Here is a 16,510-nt window from a genome sequence, read left to right as displayed (position 1 = left end):
GCGCGGTGCTGCAGGTGCTCGTCCCGCTGGTGCTGCTGGCCAACGGCCTCGCCGCGGGAGTGCTGATGGGAACCCAGCTCGGGGGCTGGCCGCTGCTCGTGAGCCTGCCGGCGGACCGGTACGTGCACGCGCACGCCTTCTTCGCCACGCGCTACGACCCGTTCATGCCGATCTGCCTGATCGTGACCGCGCTGGGCGACGTCGTGCTCGCGGTGTTCGCGGACGCGGCGGGCACGCGGCCGCTGTTCCTGGCCGCGACGGCGTTCGCACTGGCCACGATCACCATCTCCCTGCTCAAGAACGTCCCGGTCAACAAGTGGGTGCGCGCCCTCGACCCGGACGACCTGCCCGCCGACTTCGCCGGCCGCGACCCGCGGCCGGCGTGGGGGCGGTGGAACCGGACGCGCACGGCGCTCGCGGTGCTCGCCCTGGTCGCCAACTGCCTCGCGCTCGGCCTCTCGCTGTGAGCCGCGGCGCCCACCACCAGAACACGGAGGAAGCGATGAATTTCGGTTTGGCAGGCAAGAAAGCCCTCGTGACCGGCGGGACGCGCGGGGTCGGCCGCGGGGTGGTGCTCGCCCTCGCGCGGGCCGGCGTCGACGTCATCACCTGCTACCGGCAGGAGGGCGAGGCCGCGCTGTCCCTGGAGCGCGAGCTGAAGGAGATCGGCGGCAACCACCACGTCGTGCGCGCCGACCTGGCCGACCCGGCGCAGATCACCGAGCTGCTCGGCGAGTGCCAGGCGCGTTTCGGGCAGCTGGACGTCATCGTCAACAACGCCGCGATCATCAACCACGTCCCCTACGACAAGCTGTCACTCGAGGACTGGCAGCGCACGCTGACCACGAACGTCACCGCGGTGCACCTTGTCATCCAGGGCGCGCTTCCGCTGCTGCGCGAGGGCAGCTCGGTCATGAGCCTCAGCTCGAAGTCGATCGAGGTCGGGATCCCGCTGCGCGCGCACTACACGACGACGAAGGCGGCCCTGCACGGGCTCAACCGCTCGGTGGCCCGGGAACTGGGCCCGCGGGGGATCCGCTTCAACGTCCTGTCGCTCGGCATGATCCACACCGAGGCCATCGACGCGATGCCGGAAGAGCAGCGCGCGCAGATGATCCAGCGCTACAGCGACAAGACGGCGCTGGGCCGGCTGGGCACGCCGGACGACATCGCCGGCGCCGTGCTCTGGCTGGCCGGTGACTCCGCGCGGTACGTCACCGGCGCGGTCATCCCGGTCGACGGCGGGATCGCGTGATGGCCACGGCGTTCCGCGTGATGCTGCGGATGGAGATCAAGCCCGGCCTCGGCGGCGAGTTCGAGCGCGTGTGGACGGAGATCGGCGGCTCGGTGACGTCGCACCCGGCGAACCTCGGCCAGTGGCTGTCGCGGTCGGACGAGGAGAACGTCTACTACATCGTCAGCGACTGGGTCGACGAGCCGAAGTTCCGCGAGTTCGAGACCAGCGAGCGGCACCTGGAGCACCGGCAGAAGCTGCACCCGTACCGCTCCGGCGGCTCGATGACGACCATGCACGTGGTCGCGCACCTGCCGGGCACCGCGGACGCCGGGCGCGCGCACGCGGACTGGGCGGTGGCCCGGTGACCGACGGCGGCGTGCGCGTCCTGCTCTACCACCTGGCCGACGACGCCGCCGGCATCGAAGCCGCCTACCACGAAGCGAGCCGGCGGCTCGAGGGCGTGCCGGGCCTGCTCGGCAACGAGCTGCTGCGCTCGGTCCACGCGGAAAACGGGTTCGTGGTGGTCAGTTCCTGGACGGACCTGGCCGCGTTCGACGCCTGGGAGCGGGGCGCCGGGCACAAGGAGCAGACGGCGCCGCTGCGGCCCTACCGGGACCTGTCCCTGGACCGGCCGTTCGCCGTGTACCGCGTCGCCGCGACCCACACCGCGTCGTGAACCCGGACACGGCGGTGGACCCGCGGTGGCGGGCGGTGGGCCGCACGGTGCTCGCCGCGCTGATCGAGTGCGGGAGCGCGCTGGCCGGGCAGCCGCCGTTCACCCCGGCCCCCGACCACGACGAAGACCCCTTCGACACGCATGAGGGAGACGGAGCGGCATGACGACATCGGTGACGAACCGGCCGCCGGGGGAGGCGGTGGAGGAGGAGTGGCTGTCCTGCCCGGACTGCCGGTCGCTGCTCTACCGCAAGCGCCTGGAGCGCGGGGCCAAGGTCTGCTACGAGTGCGGCCGGTACTTCCGGCTGACCGCGGCGGAACGGCTGGACCTGCTGTTCGACCCGGGCTCGGCCGAGTTCGTCGAGCCGGGCGCGACGGTGCACGACCCGCTGGGGTTCACCGACCTGCAGCCCTACGAGCGCCGGCTGGCCAAGGCCCGGGAGACCACCGGCGGCACCGACGCGGTGCTCGTCGCGCGCGGCACCGTTCGCGGCGCGCCGGTGGTGGCCGCGGTGATGGACTTCGGCTTCCTCGGCGGCAGCCTGGGGGCGGCCGCCGGCGAGGCGATCACGACCGCCGCCGAGACGGCGCTCGCCGACCGCGTCCCGCTGCTGCTGGTCACCGCGTCCGGTGGGGCCCGGATGCAGGAGGGCGTGCTCTCGCTGGTGCAGATGGCCAAGACCAGCAACGCGATGGCCGAGCTGGACGAGGCCGGGCTGCTCACCGTCACCCTCGTCACCGACCCGACGTTCGGCGGCGTCGCCGCGTCGTTCGCGACGCTGTCCGACGTGATCATCGCCGAACCCGGGGCCCGCATGGGTTTCGCCGGGCCGCGCGTGATCGAGCAGACGATCCGCCAGCGGCTGCCCGAGGGCTTCCAATCCGCGGAGTTCCTGCTGGAGCACGGGCTCGTCGACGACGTCCGCGCCCGCGCGGAGCTGCCGTTCGTGCTGGCCGCGCTGTGCTCGGCCACCCGGCCGGGCGACCCGGACTGGGCGGCGGGCGACACCGACCCGGTGCTCCGGGAAGCCGCCGACCTGCCGGAGCGGGACGTCCGCGAGGTCGTCGAGCTGGCCCGGCACCCGGACCGGCCGACCGCGCTCGACCACGCGCTCACCTGGCTCGACGGCTTCGTCGAGCTGCACGGCGACCGCGCGGGCGAGGACTGCCCGGCGATCGTCGGCGGCCTCGCCGTCCTCGACGGGCTGCCGGTCATGCTGATCGGCCACCAGAAGGGCCACGCGACCGACGAGCTGGTGCGCCGCAACTTCGGCATGCCCTCGCCCGCGGGCTACCGCAAGGCGGCCCGGCTGATGCGGCTGGCCGGCAAGCTCGGCGTGCCGGTGGTGACCCTGATCGACACCCCGGGCGCGCACCCCGGCCTCGACGCCGAACGCGCCGGGCAGGCCGGGGCGATCGCGGAGTGCCTGCGGGTGCTCGGCGGGTTGCGGGTGCCGGTGGTCGCCGTCGTCACCGGCGAAGGCGGCAGCGGCGGCGCGCTCGCGCTGGCCGTCGCCGACCGGGTGCTGCTGTGCGAGAACGCGACCTACTCGGTGATCAGCCCCGAGGGCTGCGCCGCGATCCTCTGGCGCGACCCGGCCGCCGCCGGCGCCGCCGCGGAGGCGTTGCGCGTCGACGCGAGGTCGCTGCTGGAGCTGGGGGTCGTCGACGGGGTGGTGCCCGAGCCGCCCGGTGGCGCGCACCGCGACCCGGCTGGTGCGGGACTGCTCGTGCGCGACGCCGTCGTGTGCGCGCTGAGGGAGCTGCGAGGTCAGGACGGCGCCGGGCTGGCCGCGGCCCGGCGGGCGAAGTTCCGCCGGTTCGGGACGCTCGACGCGGCGCGGGAACGGAGCTGAAGCGATGACCAGGACATACCCCGAGATCACCCCCGGCGAGGCCACCACGCTGGGCGGGCTCGATGCCGAGGACGCCATGGCGATCCTCGGCCGCAGCCTCGCCGAAGCGGTGCGGGCGGCCCCGGAGGCGCCGAGCCGGGCGGTGGTGCGGTTCGGCTGCGCCAGCATCGAGGTCGAGTGGCCGGTGGGCACCCGCGTCGTCGAAGGCGTGGCCCGGCCGGAGCCGGCCGCCGAGCCCGCCGAGGACCTGGCGGCGGTGGTCGCGCCGGTGGTCGGCACGTTCTACCGGGCGCCGGAGCCGGGCGCGCGGCCGTTCGTCGAGGCCGGCGACGAGATCGAGGCGGGCACGCAGGTCGGCATCGTCGAGGCGATGAAGCTGATGAACCCGATCCTCGCCGAGACCGCCGGTGTCGTCGCCGAAGTCGTCGCGGGCGACGCCGAGTCCGTCGAGTACGGCCAGCCGCTGCTGCTGGTCCGGCCGCGAGCCGAAGGGTGACGCCGGTGTTCCGAAAGATCCTCGTCGCCAACCGCGGTGAGATCGCGCTGCGCGTGGTGCGGACCTGCCGGGAAATGGGGATCCGCACGGTGGTCGTGCACTCGACCGCCGACCGCGACTCGGCCGCCGTGCGGCTGGCCGACGAGGCGGTGCAGATCGGGCCCGGCGCGCCGCGCAAGAGCTACCTGTACCCGGCGATGATCATCGAGGCCGCGCTGCGCACCGGCGCGGAGGCGATCCACCCCGGCTACGGGTTCCTGTCGGAGGACCCGGACTTCGCCGAGATCTGCGACAAGAACGGGATCGTCTTCATCGGCCCGCACCCCGACGTCATGGCCCGGCTCGGCGACAAGGCGACCGCGCGCGAGCTGATGGCCGCGGCCGGCCTGCCGGTCGTCCCCGGCTCGGCGGAGGCGGTGAGCACCCCGGCCGAACTGGTCGAGACCACCAAGCGCGTCGGCCTGCCGGTGATCATCAAGGCGTCCGCCGGCGGTGGCGGCCGCGGTATGGCGGTGGTCCGGGAGTGGGACGAGCTGCTCCCGGCGTTCCGCACGACGCGGGCGACCGCGCGCGGGGTGTTCGGCGACGACCGCGTCTACCTCGAGCGGTACTGGGAGCACGCGCGGCACGTCGAGGTCCAGGTGCTCGCCGACAACCACGGCACGGTGCTGCACCTGGGCGAGCGGGACTGCTCGGTGCAGCGGCGGCACCAGAAGCTGATCGAGGAGAGCCCGGCCCCGCTGCTCCCGGCGGCGGTGCGCGAGCGGCTCACGCAGGCGGCCGTCCGCGGCGCGGCGGCCGTCGGCTACACCGGGGCGGGCACGTTCGAGTTCCTCGTGGAGGGGGACGAGGTCGCGTTCATCGAGGTGAACTGCCGGATCCAGGTGGAGCACCCGGTGACCGAGGCGGTGACCGGGATCGACCTGGTCCGCGAGCAGATCCGCGTCGCGGCGGGGCTGCCGGTCTCGGTGGCGCAGGAGGACGTCCGCCCGAACGGCGTCGCGATCGAATGCCGGGTCAACGCGGAGGACCCGCGCCGCGACTTCGCGCCGTGCCCGGGCCTGCTGACCGAGTTCGTCCCGCCGGGCGGCCAGTTCGTCCGGGTGGACACCCACGCGTACGCGGGCTGGCAGGTCCCGCCGTACTACGACTCGTTGCTGGCGAAGGTGATCGTCTGGGCCCCGGACCGCGACCAGGCGATCGCCCGCATGCGGCGCGCGCTCGGCGAGTTCCGGATCGCGGGCCCCGGCGTCGCCACGACGAGCGAGCTGCTGCAGGACGTCCTCGCCGACCCGGTGTTCCACGCCGGCCGGCACGACACGTCGCTGCTGCGGAGCTGACGTTGGCCACGCGCACGGCACCGGACCCGGTCCGGATCGCGGAACTGGGCGGCCGGCTCGGCTCGGCGCTGCGCGAGCGCCTGGCCGAGGTGACCGGCCGCCTCGGCCTCACGTTCCGGGAGTACCAATGCCTGGACACCCTCGCCGACGGCCCGGTCACGGCGGGCCGCATCGCGGCGGCGACCCGCCTCTCCACGGGCGCGGTGACGGGCCTGCTCGACCGCCTGGAGCGCGCGGGCCACGTCCGGCGCCGCAAGGACCGCGGCGACCGGCGCCGGGTCCTGGTGGAGTGCACGGCCACGGGCGCGTCCCGCCTGGCCGCGGCCCGGCGCGAAGTGGCCCGGCTCCCGGACGCGGTGCTGGCGGAGTGCACGGCGACAGAGCTGCGCGCGGCGGAGCGCTGCCTGTCGGTGTGGCTGGCGGCGCTGCCGGACGAGCAGCCTTGAGACGTGCCCTGGCCGCGTGGTCTGCCCGGCCTCGCGGAATGTCATGAAAGGGTCGTTCATGTCGTCTGACGAGGTGAACGACCCTTTCATGACATCGCGAAGCGGCTGATCGGGCCGGTGCGTGCCATGATCGGGCATGACCACCCTTCGCGACGCCCGTGAGCCGGAGCTCAACAGCGGGATTCTGCCCGGGAACGTGCGCGCCGACGACTGGATCATGCTCATCCTGGCCGCCGGGTCGGTCGGGTTGCTCGGGTTCATGGTGCTCAGCCCGCCGGCGCGGGACACCGGATTGGTGATCTTCTCCGTCGACTGCGGCATCTGCGGGGTCTTCTTCCTCGAGTTCCTGTGGCGGTGGCGGAAACGCCGGTGGGCCCGGAAGTTCCTGGTGCGCAACTGGTACGAGCTGTTCGCGATGATCCCGGTCGCGCACCCCGCGATGGCCGCGCACAAGTTCGTCAGCGTCGTGCTGCTGCTGATCCGGATCGGGCGGGCCGCGGACCGGGCTGTCGGGGAGCAGTTCACCTACCGGCTCGTCGACAAGCTGTCCGAGCCGATCGTGAAGGCCATCAAGAAACCGGTGACCATCGCCGTGCTCGACGAGGTCGTCAAGGTGCTGGAAACCGGGAACTACCCGGAAAACCTCGCGAAGTCGCTCGGGGCCAACAAGGAAGAGCTGCGCGCGATCATCACCGAGAAGATCGCCGCGGATCCGCAGCTCGGGCGGCTCAAGCGGCTGCCGTTCCACGACGAGATCGTGCGCGCCTGCGTGGACACCTCGTTCCGCGTGCTGCTCGAAGTCCTGCTGGACCCGCGGATCGACGACTTCTTCTCCGCCGTCGTGCGCGACAACCGCGAGCAGATCCGGCTGGCCGTGCAGCTCGGGCTCAACGACATGGACGACGCCGAGAAGGAGAAGTCCCTGCCCGTGCGCACCCAGCACACCGCCGCGCTCGAGTACGACCGCCTGCACCCGAAGTCACGGCCTTAGCTTCACGTACTCCGCGAGCCGGCCGGCGGCGTCGAGCATGGCCAGGCCCCGCCGCGTGAGCCGGTCGCGCCAGCCCGCCAGCGCGCGGGCCAGTGACTCGGTGCCGCCCGCCGTGCGGACCTGCTCGACCACCGTCGCGATGTGCGTCAGCGGGTAGCCGCCGCGGCGGAGGAGGTGGGCCAGCTCGGCGTCGCGGATGTCGGTGGCGCGGAAGACGCGGTAGCCGGTCGCCCGGTTCCGCTCGGGCACCAAGATCCCGGCGCGCTCCCACGCCCGCACGGTCGCCGCGGTGACGCCGAGGCGGTGCGCCAGCTCGCCGATCGACCACTCCTGCCCGGCGGGCGCCGGGGCGGGGTCGCCGGTCAGGTCGCCGATGGCCGTGCGCACCGTGTTGAGGGTTTCGCGGTCGCGCGCGAGCTGGGCGTGGCCGCGGTCGACGAGCGCCAGCGCGCGGTCGACGTCGCCGGTGTTGACGGCGCTCATGATGCCGCCCGCCATCCCGTGGCCGTACGCCGCGACCAGCGCGAGGAACGCCCGCAAGGCCGCCGCGTGCAGCTCCGTGTAGACGCGGTAGCCGCTTTCGGTGCGGGCCGCGGGCGGCAGGAAGCCGTCGCGTTCGTAGTTGCGGACCGCCTGCGTGGACAGGCCGTGCTCGCGGGCCAGATCAGCGGGTCTCAACCGGGTGTTCAAGGATACGATTCAACCACATGGACATCACGGACTTCACCGCCGAGCTGCTCGCGTTCGGCGAGCCGACCCACTTCGAACCGGCCTTCGCGCGCGTCCGCAACGAGCTGTTCGTGCGGCTGACCGCCCACGGCTTCCGGGCGATCGCGCTGGAGACCGACCGCGTCGCCGCGCTCGACGGCGGGTTCTCGCACGGGTTCGGCGAGGTGCCCGCCAACCGGCAGCTGCTCGAGTGGCTGAGCGAGTACAACGAGACCGCCGACGAGCCGCTCGCCTTCCACGGCTTCGACGCCCCGACCGAGATGTTCAGCGCGCCCAGCCCGCGCCACTACCTCGAACACGTCCGCGACTACCTCGGCCTCGACGTCGACGTCCCGGCGGGCGACGACGAACGGTGGAGCCGCGCCGAAGCGATCCTCGACCCGGCCGCGTCACCCGGTGCCACGCCGGAGGCCCGCGAGCTGCGGATCCTCGCCGACGACCTGCTCACCGCGCTCCACGCCGAGGCGCCCCGGCTGATCGCGACGACGTCGCGCGCCGCGTGGGACCGCGCCCGGATCCACGCCACCGCCGGGCTCGACCTGCTGCGCTACCACGCGGCTTCGGCGGTGCCCGGGGACCGGGACACGCGGATCGCGCGCCTCTCGCGCGCCCGGGCGGTCGTCATGGCCCGCAACCTCCTCGACATCCACGCGGCGACGCCCGGCCGGACACTGGTGTTCGCGAACAACGGCCACCTGCGGCGGACGGGGGCCGGGGCCGGCGCGATCGTGGCGTCCCTGCTCGGCGACCGGTACGCCGTGATCGCCGGCAGCCTGGGCCGCAGCGAGGCCCTCGGGCTCGGGGAGCCGGCCGCGGACACCTACGAAGGCCTGTTGCAGCGCGACACCGACGGCTGGCGGCTGACCGCCGACGTCCCGCCCGGCCGGACCCGCACCGACACCAGGCCCGAGCAGGGGTACTTCCCGCTGGACGCGGAGATGATCGGCGGCGTCGACGCCGTGCTGCACGTCGCCTGACGCCACCGATCACCCGTGCCTACGGGTAGCTGACCACGTTGACCGGCACCGTGCCCGAAGGCGTGACGCCGCCGGTGTCGTTGATGACGTGCGTGATCGTGCCGCGGTAGTTGAGCGAAACCGTCAGCAGGTCGTGGAACTTCACGCCGCTGGTGTTCGGCACCTCGAACGCGTGGTAGCTGGACACCGCGGGGTTGGTGTCGAAGAAGCAGTAGCTCCCGAGACCCCACGCCTCATGCGTTGTCACGTTCGACGCGACCTTGTAGGCGGCGTACCCGGCGACGCCCGAAGGCGCGTTCCACGACGCCTGGTTCGGCACGTCGTAGGGCATCTCGTTCTGGAAGAAGATCGTCTTCCCGCCCTGGCCGTTCCAGATCACCTGGTACTTCTGGTAGTGCTCGACGAACAGGCCGGTGGCCAGCACGTTCGCGCCGTTCACCACGAGCCCGGTGTCGGCGGTGTTCGTGGTCCAGCCGTACGTGCCCGCGTTGCCGTGGTCGGCCCGCCACGCCCAGATGTGGTCGATGATCGTGTCGGCGCTGTTGACGATCAGGCTGTTCGTCGCCTTGCCGGCGATCGCGCCGCCGATCCGGAAGAACACGTCCTGGATCGTCGTCGGGTTCGAGGCGTGCGACGCCGACGACCCGGACTGCCCGACGGTCAGCAGGGCCTGCGAGTTCGTCGTGCCCGCGTCGAAGAGCAGGCCCTTGAGCCGCACGCCGTCCACATCGGACACCTGCATCGCGTTGACGCCGTTGTCGGGCACCAGCGTCGGGTAGCCGATGCCGAGGATCGTCGTGTTCGCCTTCGTCACGTTGAGCGTCTGGTTGAGGTGGTAGACGCCCGGCGTGAAGAACAGGTTGCAGCCCGCGGCGAGCGCGTTGTTGATCGACGCGGCCGTGTCACCGGACTTGACGACGTAGAACTGGCTCATCGGCGCCGACGTGCCCGGGGTGCTGCCGTTCGCCCAGCTGGGGCCGGAGGCGTTGGTGCGCAGGGAAGGCAGGAAGACGCGGTACTTGCCGGTGCCGTCGACGTAGAGGTAGGGCACGTCGCGCGAGACCGGGGTCGTGGCCAGCGTGGTCTCCGGCGGGTTCGGGAACGTGTTCGCCGGCGCGCCGCTGGTGCCGGAGAAGACCATGTTCCACACGCCGCCTGCCCAGCTGCCGAGCTGTGAATCGCGGGTGTACCACTGCTGCTGCGACACCGACGCGGCCTGGCCGGCCACCTTCGTGTCGGCGATGTAGCCGCCGCTGGCGTAGCCGTAGCTCGCCGGGTACAGCTGCAGCCCGCCGCGGACGTCCATCCGGCGGAACGGCGCGGCCTGCGCGACCGCCCACCGCTCGTTGCCGCCGGACGGGTTGACCGCCATGTTCTCGGCCGAGCGCCAGAAGTTCTGCAGCGCGACGCCGTTGTCGGAGGCGTTGAAGGCGTCCACGGTGACGTCACCGTTGATCAGGACGTCGCCGGGGTTCTGGCCGAGGCCGGCCACCGAGGTGTAGAAGCCGACGTTGTCGTGGACGTTGTTGTAGGTGCCCGGCTTGAACAGGTGCGCGACGCGCCGGTCCGCCATCTGCGCGGTGAGCGTGTCCTTCTGGTTGTTGAAGTCCGTGTCGAGCTGGGCCTGGATCGTTGCCGCGGACATGCCCGGGTCGAAGATCCGCACGTTCGGCCCGAAGTTCGGGGTGTCGGACTGCGCCGGGCAGCCGGCCTGGGTGCCGATCGTGTAGGTCGCGCTCGACACCGGCGACGTCGTCGAGCCGGACTTGAGCGCGATCGCGTTGACCGTGCGGGAGTTCGGCACGCTGATCGGTCCGCTGTAGAGCGTCGAGGACGCGGTCGGCGTCGAACCGTCCACTGTGTACCGGATGGTCGCGCCCGAGGTGGCGCTGCTGAGCGTCACCGTCTGGGCGGCCGAGTAGGTGCCGCCGGGCGGGCTGAACGTCGGCGCGGCGACCGTCGTCGTGCCGCCGCCGACGGTGTAGCTGAAGTGCGGGGTGTCGTACTGCGGCCCGCTCTTCTCGTAGGTGAACCAGTAGTCGAGCGTGTTCCCGGTGCTCAGGCCGCCGACGGTGGTCCGCCAGGTGCCGGAGCCGTTGGTCATCCGCACGTTCTGCTGGCCGAGGCCGGGCACGCCGGTGTAGTGGACGTCCACGTACAGCGCGGGGGTCGTCGGGGTGAAGTTGATTTGCACCTGCGTCGAGCTGAGCTGGCTGACGCTCTGCGTGTAGTCGTCCGCGGCGAGGGCGGCGGGGGCGCTCAGCCCGGCCGCCACCAGCAGTGCGGATGCGACGAGCGCGAGCCTCGGGCCGCGTCGTCGAAGCTTGTCCAGGGTCCGGGTCACGCCGACCTCCGCCGTTGGGGATCCACGAGCATTCGTTGTGAGTCACAACAAATTAGCTCCCGCTCAGCGGGCCGTTGATCACTTTTTGGTAACACTTGTCTGGACCAATATGCGAACGGGTGAAGCGTTTCGTGGCTCTTCGTCTGATTGGCGACCCGGTGGGCGAATGACTGAACCGAGAAACATGCTTCTGCCGGGTGACCTCGAACGAGTGACATGCGACGATCCCGTGCCACTCGTCCCCTACCGAGGAGTAGGCAATGTCGCCTCCACGGCTGCTCCGGTCCCTCGTCGTCCTCTCCCTGATCGCCGCCCCGCTGACCGTGGCCACCTCGACCGCCGAAGCCGCTCCCCCGCGGAGCGGCGGCGTCGTCAGCTTCGGCTGCGCCACGTCGGGCAAGCTGCACTGCCTCGGCAAGTCGATCCGGTCACCGAAGGGCTCCGGCCCGCTGCTCACCTCGACCCCGGTCGGCTACGGCCCGGCCGAGATCCAAGCCGCGTACAACCTCGGCGGCCTGCACGCGAACGGCAAGACCGTGGCCATCGTGGACGCCCAGGACGCGCCGACGGCCGAGGCCGACCTGGCCAAGTTCCGGTCCGCGCGCGGGCTTCCGCCGTGCACCACGGCCAACGGCTGCTTCAAGAAGGTCAACCAGAACGGCGCGGCGAGCCCGCTGCCGGCGCCCGACTACGGCTGGGCGATGGAGATCAGCCTCGACCTCGACGCGGTGTCGGCGACCTGCCCGGACTGCAAGATCCTCTTGGTGGAGGCCAACTCCCCGGACGTCGACCCGCTGATGACGGCGGTCGACACGGCCGCGGCGACCCCGGGCGTGGTGGCGATCTCCAACAGCTACGGCGGCACCGAAGACTCGACGATCCTGGCCGCGGACGCCCACCTGAACCACCCGGGCATCGCGGTCACGGCGTCCTCGGGCGACTCCGGCTACGGCGTCAGCTGGCCGGCTTCGTCGCCGTACGTCACGGCGGTGGGCGGCACGACGCTCAAGAAGTCCACGACCGCCGCGCGCGGCTGGACCGAGACGACGTGGAAGGGCAGCGGCAGCGGGTGTTCCGCGCTGGAGCCGAAACCGGCGTGGCAGCACGACACCGGGTGCGCCAAGCGGACGGTCGCGGACGTCTCGGCGGTCGCGGACCCGGCCACCGGGCTCGGCGTCTACGACACGTACAACAGCTGCGGCAGCTCGTCGTTCTGCGACCTGCTGCTGTCACTGGGCCTCGCCCAGGGCGCGGACGGCTGGATCCAGGTCGGCGGGACGAGCCTGTCCTCGCCGGTGATCGCGAGCGTGTACGCGCTGGCGGGGAATTCCGTGACGTCGGGGTCCTACCCGTACGCGCACGCCGACGGGCTGTACGACGTGACGTCGGGCTCGAACGGCAGCTGCGGCGGGACGTACCTCTGCACGGCGGGAACCGGGTACGACGGACCGACCGGGCTGGGCACGCCGCACGGGACCGCCGGGTTCTGAGCGCGGGTGGCCCCGGCCGGATGTCATGAAAGGGTCGTTCACCTCGCCAGAGGTCATGAACGACCCTTTCATGACATTTCCCGCGACGCCGGGCCTCGGCGAAGTCGGGCCGGTGCGGCCGGTCCGGCGGTCCACGATGTCGGCGGCTTCGCCGACGTCTTGAATGAGTCATTCAGGTCTTCGGAGGTCCTGAATGACTCATTCAAGACACCACAGGGCCGCCCGGCGCCACTCGCTGCGGCCGGCACCGGTCGGTTCAGACCGAGAGCGGTCGGCCCTCGGCGACTTTGCCGGAGCCCTGTCGTCAGACGACATGAACGACCCTTTCATGACATTCCCCGCGACGCCGGGCGCACCGTCCACATGCCACGGACGGGTGACCTTTGCATGCGGTCCGCCGGTGCGGGGTAAGGATGACTGCATGCTGGACACCGAGCTGCTCTCGCGGACGCCCTCGCGGGCGCTCGACGTCGTCACCCCGCTCGGCGATGTGCGCTTCGCCGTCCGCGTCGGTGGGTGGGACGTGCCGGCGAGACCGGAACTGACCTGGGGCCTGGACTCCGGCTCCCGGCTGTGCCGGTGGCGGCACCGGTCCGTGCGGCTCGACGTGCTCTCCGGTCCCACCAAGGCCGAGCAGCCGGGCGTCACCCGGGAAACCGTCATCTTCCGCGTGCTGGCCAGGGAAGCGCTCAGCGAGTTCGTCGTCCAGGCCGAGCTGGCCGCCCCGCCGCCGGACGTCCGCGGTGGGGAAGGCGCTTTCACGGCCGCGACCGCCGACGCCGTGGTGAGCGTCGGCGGTCCCGGTGCCGAAATGCTGCTGCACTGCTCGCGCACCGGGCAGCACGTGCCGCCGTACTGGTCGGGGCAGCTGGCCGACGCCGTCCGGCTCGACGGCGCGCGGCTCACCTGGCAGCTGCCCGGTGTCGAGCGCGGGGACTACGCCGAACTGTGGGTCACCGTCGCGTGGAGCGGGCCGGACGGGGACCCCGGCCGCGCGGTCGACATCGACCCGGGGCGGGTGCTACGGGAGCTGGCCCAGTGAAATCCGGTCCAGATCCGGAGCCCCCGCGCGGTCGTTGCCGATCCGGATCGCATTGGCGCCCGCGGTCAGCGGCACCGGGACCGAAGTGGTGTACGGGGTGTTGTTCCCCGCGCCGCTGACCTTCACCTCCACCGGCGCGCCCCCGTTGACCGACACGAAGTACGACCGGTCGCCGTTGACGGTGAAGTCGAGGAACAGCTCGTACTGCCCCGCCGCGGGTACGACGACGTCCGGGAAGGTCACCGCCGCACCCGCGCCGCCCCCGATGTTGCGGACCTTCTGCCCGCCCGAGCACAGCGAACAGCTCGTGACGCCGGCGTCGCCGATGTCGTTGGCCGAGTCCTCCGCCTCGCGCATGAACACCCGGTCCGCCGGACGCGGCTTGACCACCACCGGCTTGCTCACCGACTTCGCGCGGCCGAGCGTCCGGAACGCCGCCGTCACCGGGATGGTCACGTCCCCGGCCGCCGGGGCGGTCACCGTCCACGATCCACTGAGGACCTGACCGAGCCGCAGGTTCGACGCGGTCACCGGTGTGCCTTCGAGCGTCCAGCCCGCCGGGACGACCGGCGCCAGCGTGACGTCGTCGATCGGGTCGTCGACGTCGAGCCGCAGCGACGCGGTGATCGTCATCGCCTGCCGTCCGGGCGAAACCCATTGCACACCAGCGGGTTGGACCGTCAACGTCGTCTTCGGCGTGTACGACTCGGGCGGCAGCGGTGCCACCGCGATGCGGTCCAGACCCGTCGTGCCGGAGACCTTGACCGTGTTGGGCCCGGCGGTGAACGGCACGGCGATGGCCGCCGGGGCGCTGACCGCGACGGGTGCTGCGCCGTTGACGCTCACCGAGAGCGTGCCCGGTCCGGTCGTGTCCAGCTGCAGGCGCGAGGGACCCGACGCCTGGACGTTCCGGAAGACGACGGCGCCGCGGTCGAGACCGGTGACGGCGGCCGTGCCCGAGCAGGCCTCGCACCACACCGGGGAAGCCTTGCCCTCGAAGCCGTTGCGCCACGATTCCGCCTCCAGCGGCACTTCGCCGCGCGGGTCCGGGTAGCCGTAGGCGACGTCGACCTCGTCGAGCGCGAGCTGGTGGAAGAACGGCTTGGCCTGCGGTCCGGACCACGTGTTCAGCACGTCGAGCTTGAGGTACCGCGCGTGCACCTCGCCGACGTCGACGAACTGCACGCCGCGGGTGCTGGGCAGCGCGCCGGTGCGCACCGTGCGCCAGTTGTTCCCGTCGTCGCTGGCGTAGACGCGGTAGTCCTTGATCCGCGCGGAATCCTCGGCGCGGCCGAACGATTCCCGCGCGTACGTCGGCGACGACTCGCGCTCGTGCACCGCAAGGTAGGCCGTCGACCGCTTCTTCCCGAGGTCGAGGGTGATCGACACGGGCTGCCGGCCGTCGGCGTCCCAGTAGTTTTCGTAGCTGCCGTCGACGAGGTTCGCCGCCGGGTGCCCCGGTGCGGCCGCCGACGCGGTCGCCTTGATCGTGCTCTTGTCGTAGAAGTACTGCTGCCCGGCGGTGTCCACTTTGAACACCGTGTCGTAGGCGTCCCAGTCCGTGATGTCCAGAATGGACAGATAGCCGCCGGACTGCGCGAACCGCATCGGTTTTCCGGTCCGCAGGTCCGAGACGCGGGTGACGCGGTAGCCGTTGTCCCGCAGCCGGACCAGGTTCGTCGACGGCCGCGTCACGACGTGGACGTACTGCGTAGCGCCTTTCAGGGTGATGACGCCGTGCGCGCCGTCGTTCCAGAAGCCCGGCTGCATGCCGCCGTACAGGTAGCCGCCGCCTTCGGTGCCCTGCAAGGACTCCTTGATCGGCTGGGTCCACGACGCCATGAAGTCGTTGAACTCCTCCTGCCGCGGTGGGAACTTCCCGTTCAGCATGGCGGTTTCGGCCATCAGCGACTTGATCGACGAGCCCGCGTTCGTGATGTACCGGCCGGTGGAGAGCCGGAAGTCGACGGGCTGGTCGCCGCCGCTGTACCACCAGTCGCCGTTGGTCGGCAGCTTGTAGTCGGCTTCGGTGAGCCGCGGCATCGGCGTGTAGACCGCCTGCGGGTAGTCGTAGGACGGCGTCATGCCGGTCTTCTGCTCGTTGCTGACCGTGTCCATGATCGGGGTGTCCTCGTTGTTGTTGCTCAGCAACCAGGACGGCCGCTTCTCGCGGACGCGTTCGTAGAGCCCGTGCTGCTCCCAGTACTCGTTGTCGTTGTCGATCCAGAACCCGGCGAGGTCGCTGTACCGGTCCATGACCTCGTCGAAGAGGTCGTAGCTGTACTCGCCGAAGCCCGGGCGGGTGGTGAGGTCGACCGGGTGGCCCTTGTACGCCGAGTAGGCGGCCGAGTCGAGCGACTCGTGGCCGGTTTCGTTGTGCCACTGGGGATCGTCGGTCATGTACAACAGAACGCGGACGCCCTTGGCCTGGCCCGCGGCGATCAGCTCGCCGAGGAAGTCGCGCTGGGTCGAGCAGCTGCCGGGGATCTTCGACGGCCACGGCCGCGCGTAGCCCAGCCTGCTGTGGAACGTGGCGAGCACGACGTAGGACGCGCCGAGCTTCTTCGCCTCGTCGATCCAGTAGCCCGGCGTCCAGCCGCCGGCGGTGACGTCGTGCTCCCAGGCGGCGCAGTCGGTGTGCCGCGGCGCGGTGAACATGCCCCAGTGCAGGAACAGCCCGGCCGTCGAGGCGCGCAGCCAGTCCTGGCGCGGGTGCCGCACTTCGGCGTTCGCCGGGGTGATCAGGGTCGCCAGCAGCACGATGGCCGCGGCGAGGCAGGCTCGGACTCTCATGGCCTCTCCTCGACTCGGAGAGATCTGATGATTGTCAGCCGGTATCTCGTCCGTCAAGGGAGGATGCCGCTGAGCGGGATCGAATCATCAGACC

At 71.6% G+C, this 16,510-nt stretch carries 16 protein-coding genes; 13 read left to right on the top strand and 3 right to left on the bottom strand.

All coding sequences use genetic code 11. The features are described 5' to 3' along the window. Nucleotides 1-5: 5 nt before the first annotated feature. The 10 genes from EIY87_RS14170 to EIY87_RS14130 all read left to right on the top strand — a co-directional run bounded on the left by EIY87_RS14170 (nucleotide 6) and on the right by EIY87_RS14130 (nucleotide 7,041). A complete protein-coding gene (locus EIY87_RS14170) occupies nucleotides 6-467 on the top strand; it encodes a DUF1772 domain-containing protein (protein WP_125308163.1) in 462 nt (153 codons plus the stop codon). Between the two features lie 35 nt (nucleotides 468-502). Further along, nucleotides 503-1,255 (top strand): SDR family NAD(P)-dependent oxidoreductase, encoded by a 753-nt coding sequence (locus tag EIY87_RS14165; protein ID WP_125308162.1) that lies wholly within the window; start codon nucleotides 503-505, stop codon nucleotides 1,253-1,255. Beyond that, complete coding sequence (locus EIY87_RS14160; protein ID WP_125308161.1) at nucleotides 1,255-1,602, top strand: antibiotic biosynthesis monooxygenase family protein; 348 nt, start codon at nucleotides 1,255-1,257, stop codon at nucleotides 1,600-1,602. Before EIY87_RS14165 ends, EIY87_RS14160 begins: the two co-directional genes overlap by 1 nt. After that, nucleotides 1,599-1,913: an antibiotic biosynthesis monooxygenase family protein gene (locus tag EIY87_RS14155; RefSeq protein WP_225439866.1), complete on the top strand. Its 315-nt coding sequence runs from the start codon at nucleotides 1,599-1,601 to the stop codon at nucleotides 1,911-1,913. The genes EIY87_RS14160 and EIY87_RS14155 overlap by 4 nt, the downstream gene beginning before the upstream one ends. Further along, the gene (locus EIY87_RS47615) at nucleotides 1,910-2,077 is read left to right on the top strand and encodes a hypothetical protein (protein WP_158641302.1); all 168 of its coding nucleotides are present in this window, start codon (nucleotides 1,910-1,912) and stop codon (nucleotides 2,075-2,077) included. Before EIY87_RS14155 ends, EIY87_RS47615 begins: the two co-directional genes overlap by 4 nt. Next, entirely contained in the window at nucleotides 2,074-3,768 is a 1,695-nt protein-coding gene (gene accA, locus EIY87_RS14150) for an acetyl-CoA carboxylase carboxyl transferase subunit alpha (RefSeq protein WP_125308160.1), read from the top strand. The genes EIY87_RS47615 and accA overlap by 4 nt, the downstream gene beginning before the upstream one ends. Before the next feature lie 4 nt (nucleotides 3,769-3,772). Continuing rightward, the gene (locus EIY87_RS14145) at nucleotides 3,773-4,264 is read left to right on the top strand and encodes an acetyl-CoA carboxylase biotin carboxyl carrier protein (RefSeq protein WP_125308159.1); all 492 of its coding nucleotides are present in this window, start codon (nucleotides 3,773-3,775) and stop codon (nucleotides 4,262-4,264) included. 5 nt (nucleotides 4,265-4,269) lie between these two features. Next, nucleotides 4,270-5,604, top strand: a complete 1,335-nt coding sequence (locus tag EIY87_RS14140; RefSeq protein ID WP_125308158.1) for an acetyl-CoA carboxylase biotin carboxylase subunit — start codon at nucleotides 4,270-4,272, stop codon at nucleotides 5,602-5,604. A gap of 2 nt (nucleotides 5,605-5,606) precedes the next feature. Next, nucleotides 5,607-6,050, top strand: coding sequence for a MarR family winged helix-turn-helix transcriptional regulator (locus EIY87_RS14135; RefSeq protein ID WP_225439865.1), 444 nt, complete (start codon nucleotides 5,607-5,609; stop codon nucleotides 6,048-6,050). A 136-nt stretch (nucleotides 6,051-6,186) separates the two neighbouring features. Beyond that, entirely contained in the window at nucleotides 6,187-7,041 is an 855-nt protein-coding gene (locus tag EIY87_RS14130; protein ID WP_125308157.1) for an ion transporter, read from the top strand. On the opposite strand, the gene EIY87_RS14125 is transcribed toward EIY87_RS14130, so the two are convergent. Next, a complete protein-coding gene (locus EIY87_RS14125; RefSeq protein ID WP_191984090.1) occupies nucleotides 7,030-7,719 on the bottom strand; it encodes a TioE family transcriptional regulator in 690 nt (229 codons plus the stop codon). The genes EIY87_RS14130 and EIY87_RS14125 overlap by 12 nt on opposite strands. 29 nt (nucleotides 7,720-7,748) lie before the next feature. Here EIY87_RS14125 and EIY87_RS14120 point away from each other — a divergent pair, with 29 nt between their 5' ends. Further along, on the top strand, nucleotides 7,749-8,747 hold the full coding sequence (locus EIY87_RS14120) for an erythromycin esterase family protein (RefSeq protein WP_125308155.1): 999 nt from the start codon (nucleotides 7,749-7,751) through the stop codon (nucleotides 8,745-8,747). Nucleotides 8,748-8,766: 19 nt separating this feature from the next. On the opposite strand, the gene EIY87_RS14115 is transcribed toward EIY87_RS14120, so the two are convergent. Continuing rightward, entirely contained in the window at nucleotides 8,767-11,091 is a 2,325-nt protein-coding gene (locus EIY87_RS14115) for a chitobiase/beta-hexosaminidase C-terminal domain-containing protein (RefSeq protein WP_125308154.1), read from the bottom strand. 260 nt (nucleotides 11,092-11,351) lie between these two features. On the opposite strand from EIY87_RS14115, the gene EIY87_RS14110 reads away from it, so the two are divergent. Together EIY87_RS14110 and EIY87_RS14105 are read left to right on the top strand one after the other, a co-directional pair. Further along, entirely contained in the window at nucleotides 11,352-12,581 is a 1,230-nt protein-coding gene (locus EIY87_RS14110; protein WP_125308153.1) for a S53 family peptidase, read from the top strand. Between the two features lie 421 nt (nucleotides 12,582-13,002). After that, complete coding sequence (locus EIY87_RS14105) at nucleotides 13,003-13,623, top strand: hypothetical protein (protein ID WP_125308152.1); 621 nt, start codon at nucleotides 13,003-13,005, stop codon at nucleotides 13,621-13,623. On the opposite strand, the gene EIY87_RS14100 is transcribed toward EIY87_RS14105, so the two are convergent. Continuing rightward, a complete protein-coding gene (locus tag EIY87_RS14100; RefSeq protein WP_125308151.1) occupies nucleotides 13,603-16,416 on the bottom strand; it encodes a discoidin domain-containing protein in 2,814 nt (937 codons plus the stop codon). The genes EIY87_RS14105 and EIY87_RS14100 overlap by 21 nt on opposite strands. Nucleotides 16,417-16,510 lie beyond the last annotated feature (94 nt).

Source organism: Amycolatopsis eburnea, assembly GCF_003937945.1.
Classification (GTDB): Bacteria; Actinomycetota; Actinomycetes; order Mycobacteriales; family Pseudonocardiaceae; genus Amycolatopsis; species Amycolatopsis eburnea.
Note: the sequence above shows the minus strand (reverse complement) of the source record. Positions and strands in the feature narration are given on the sequence as shown.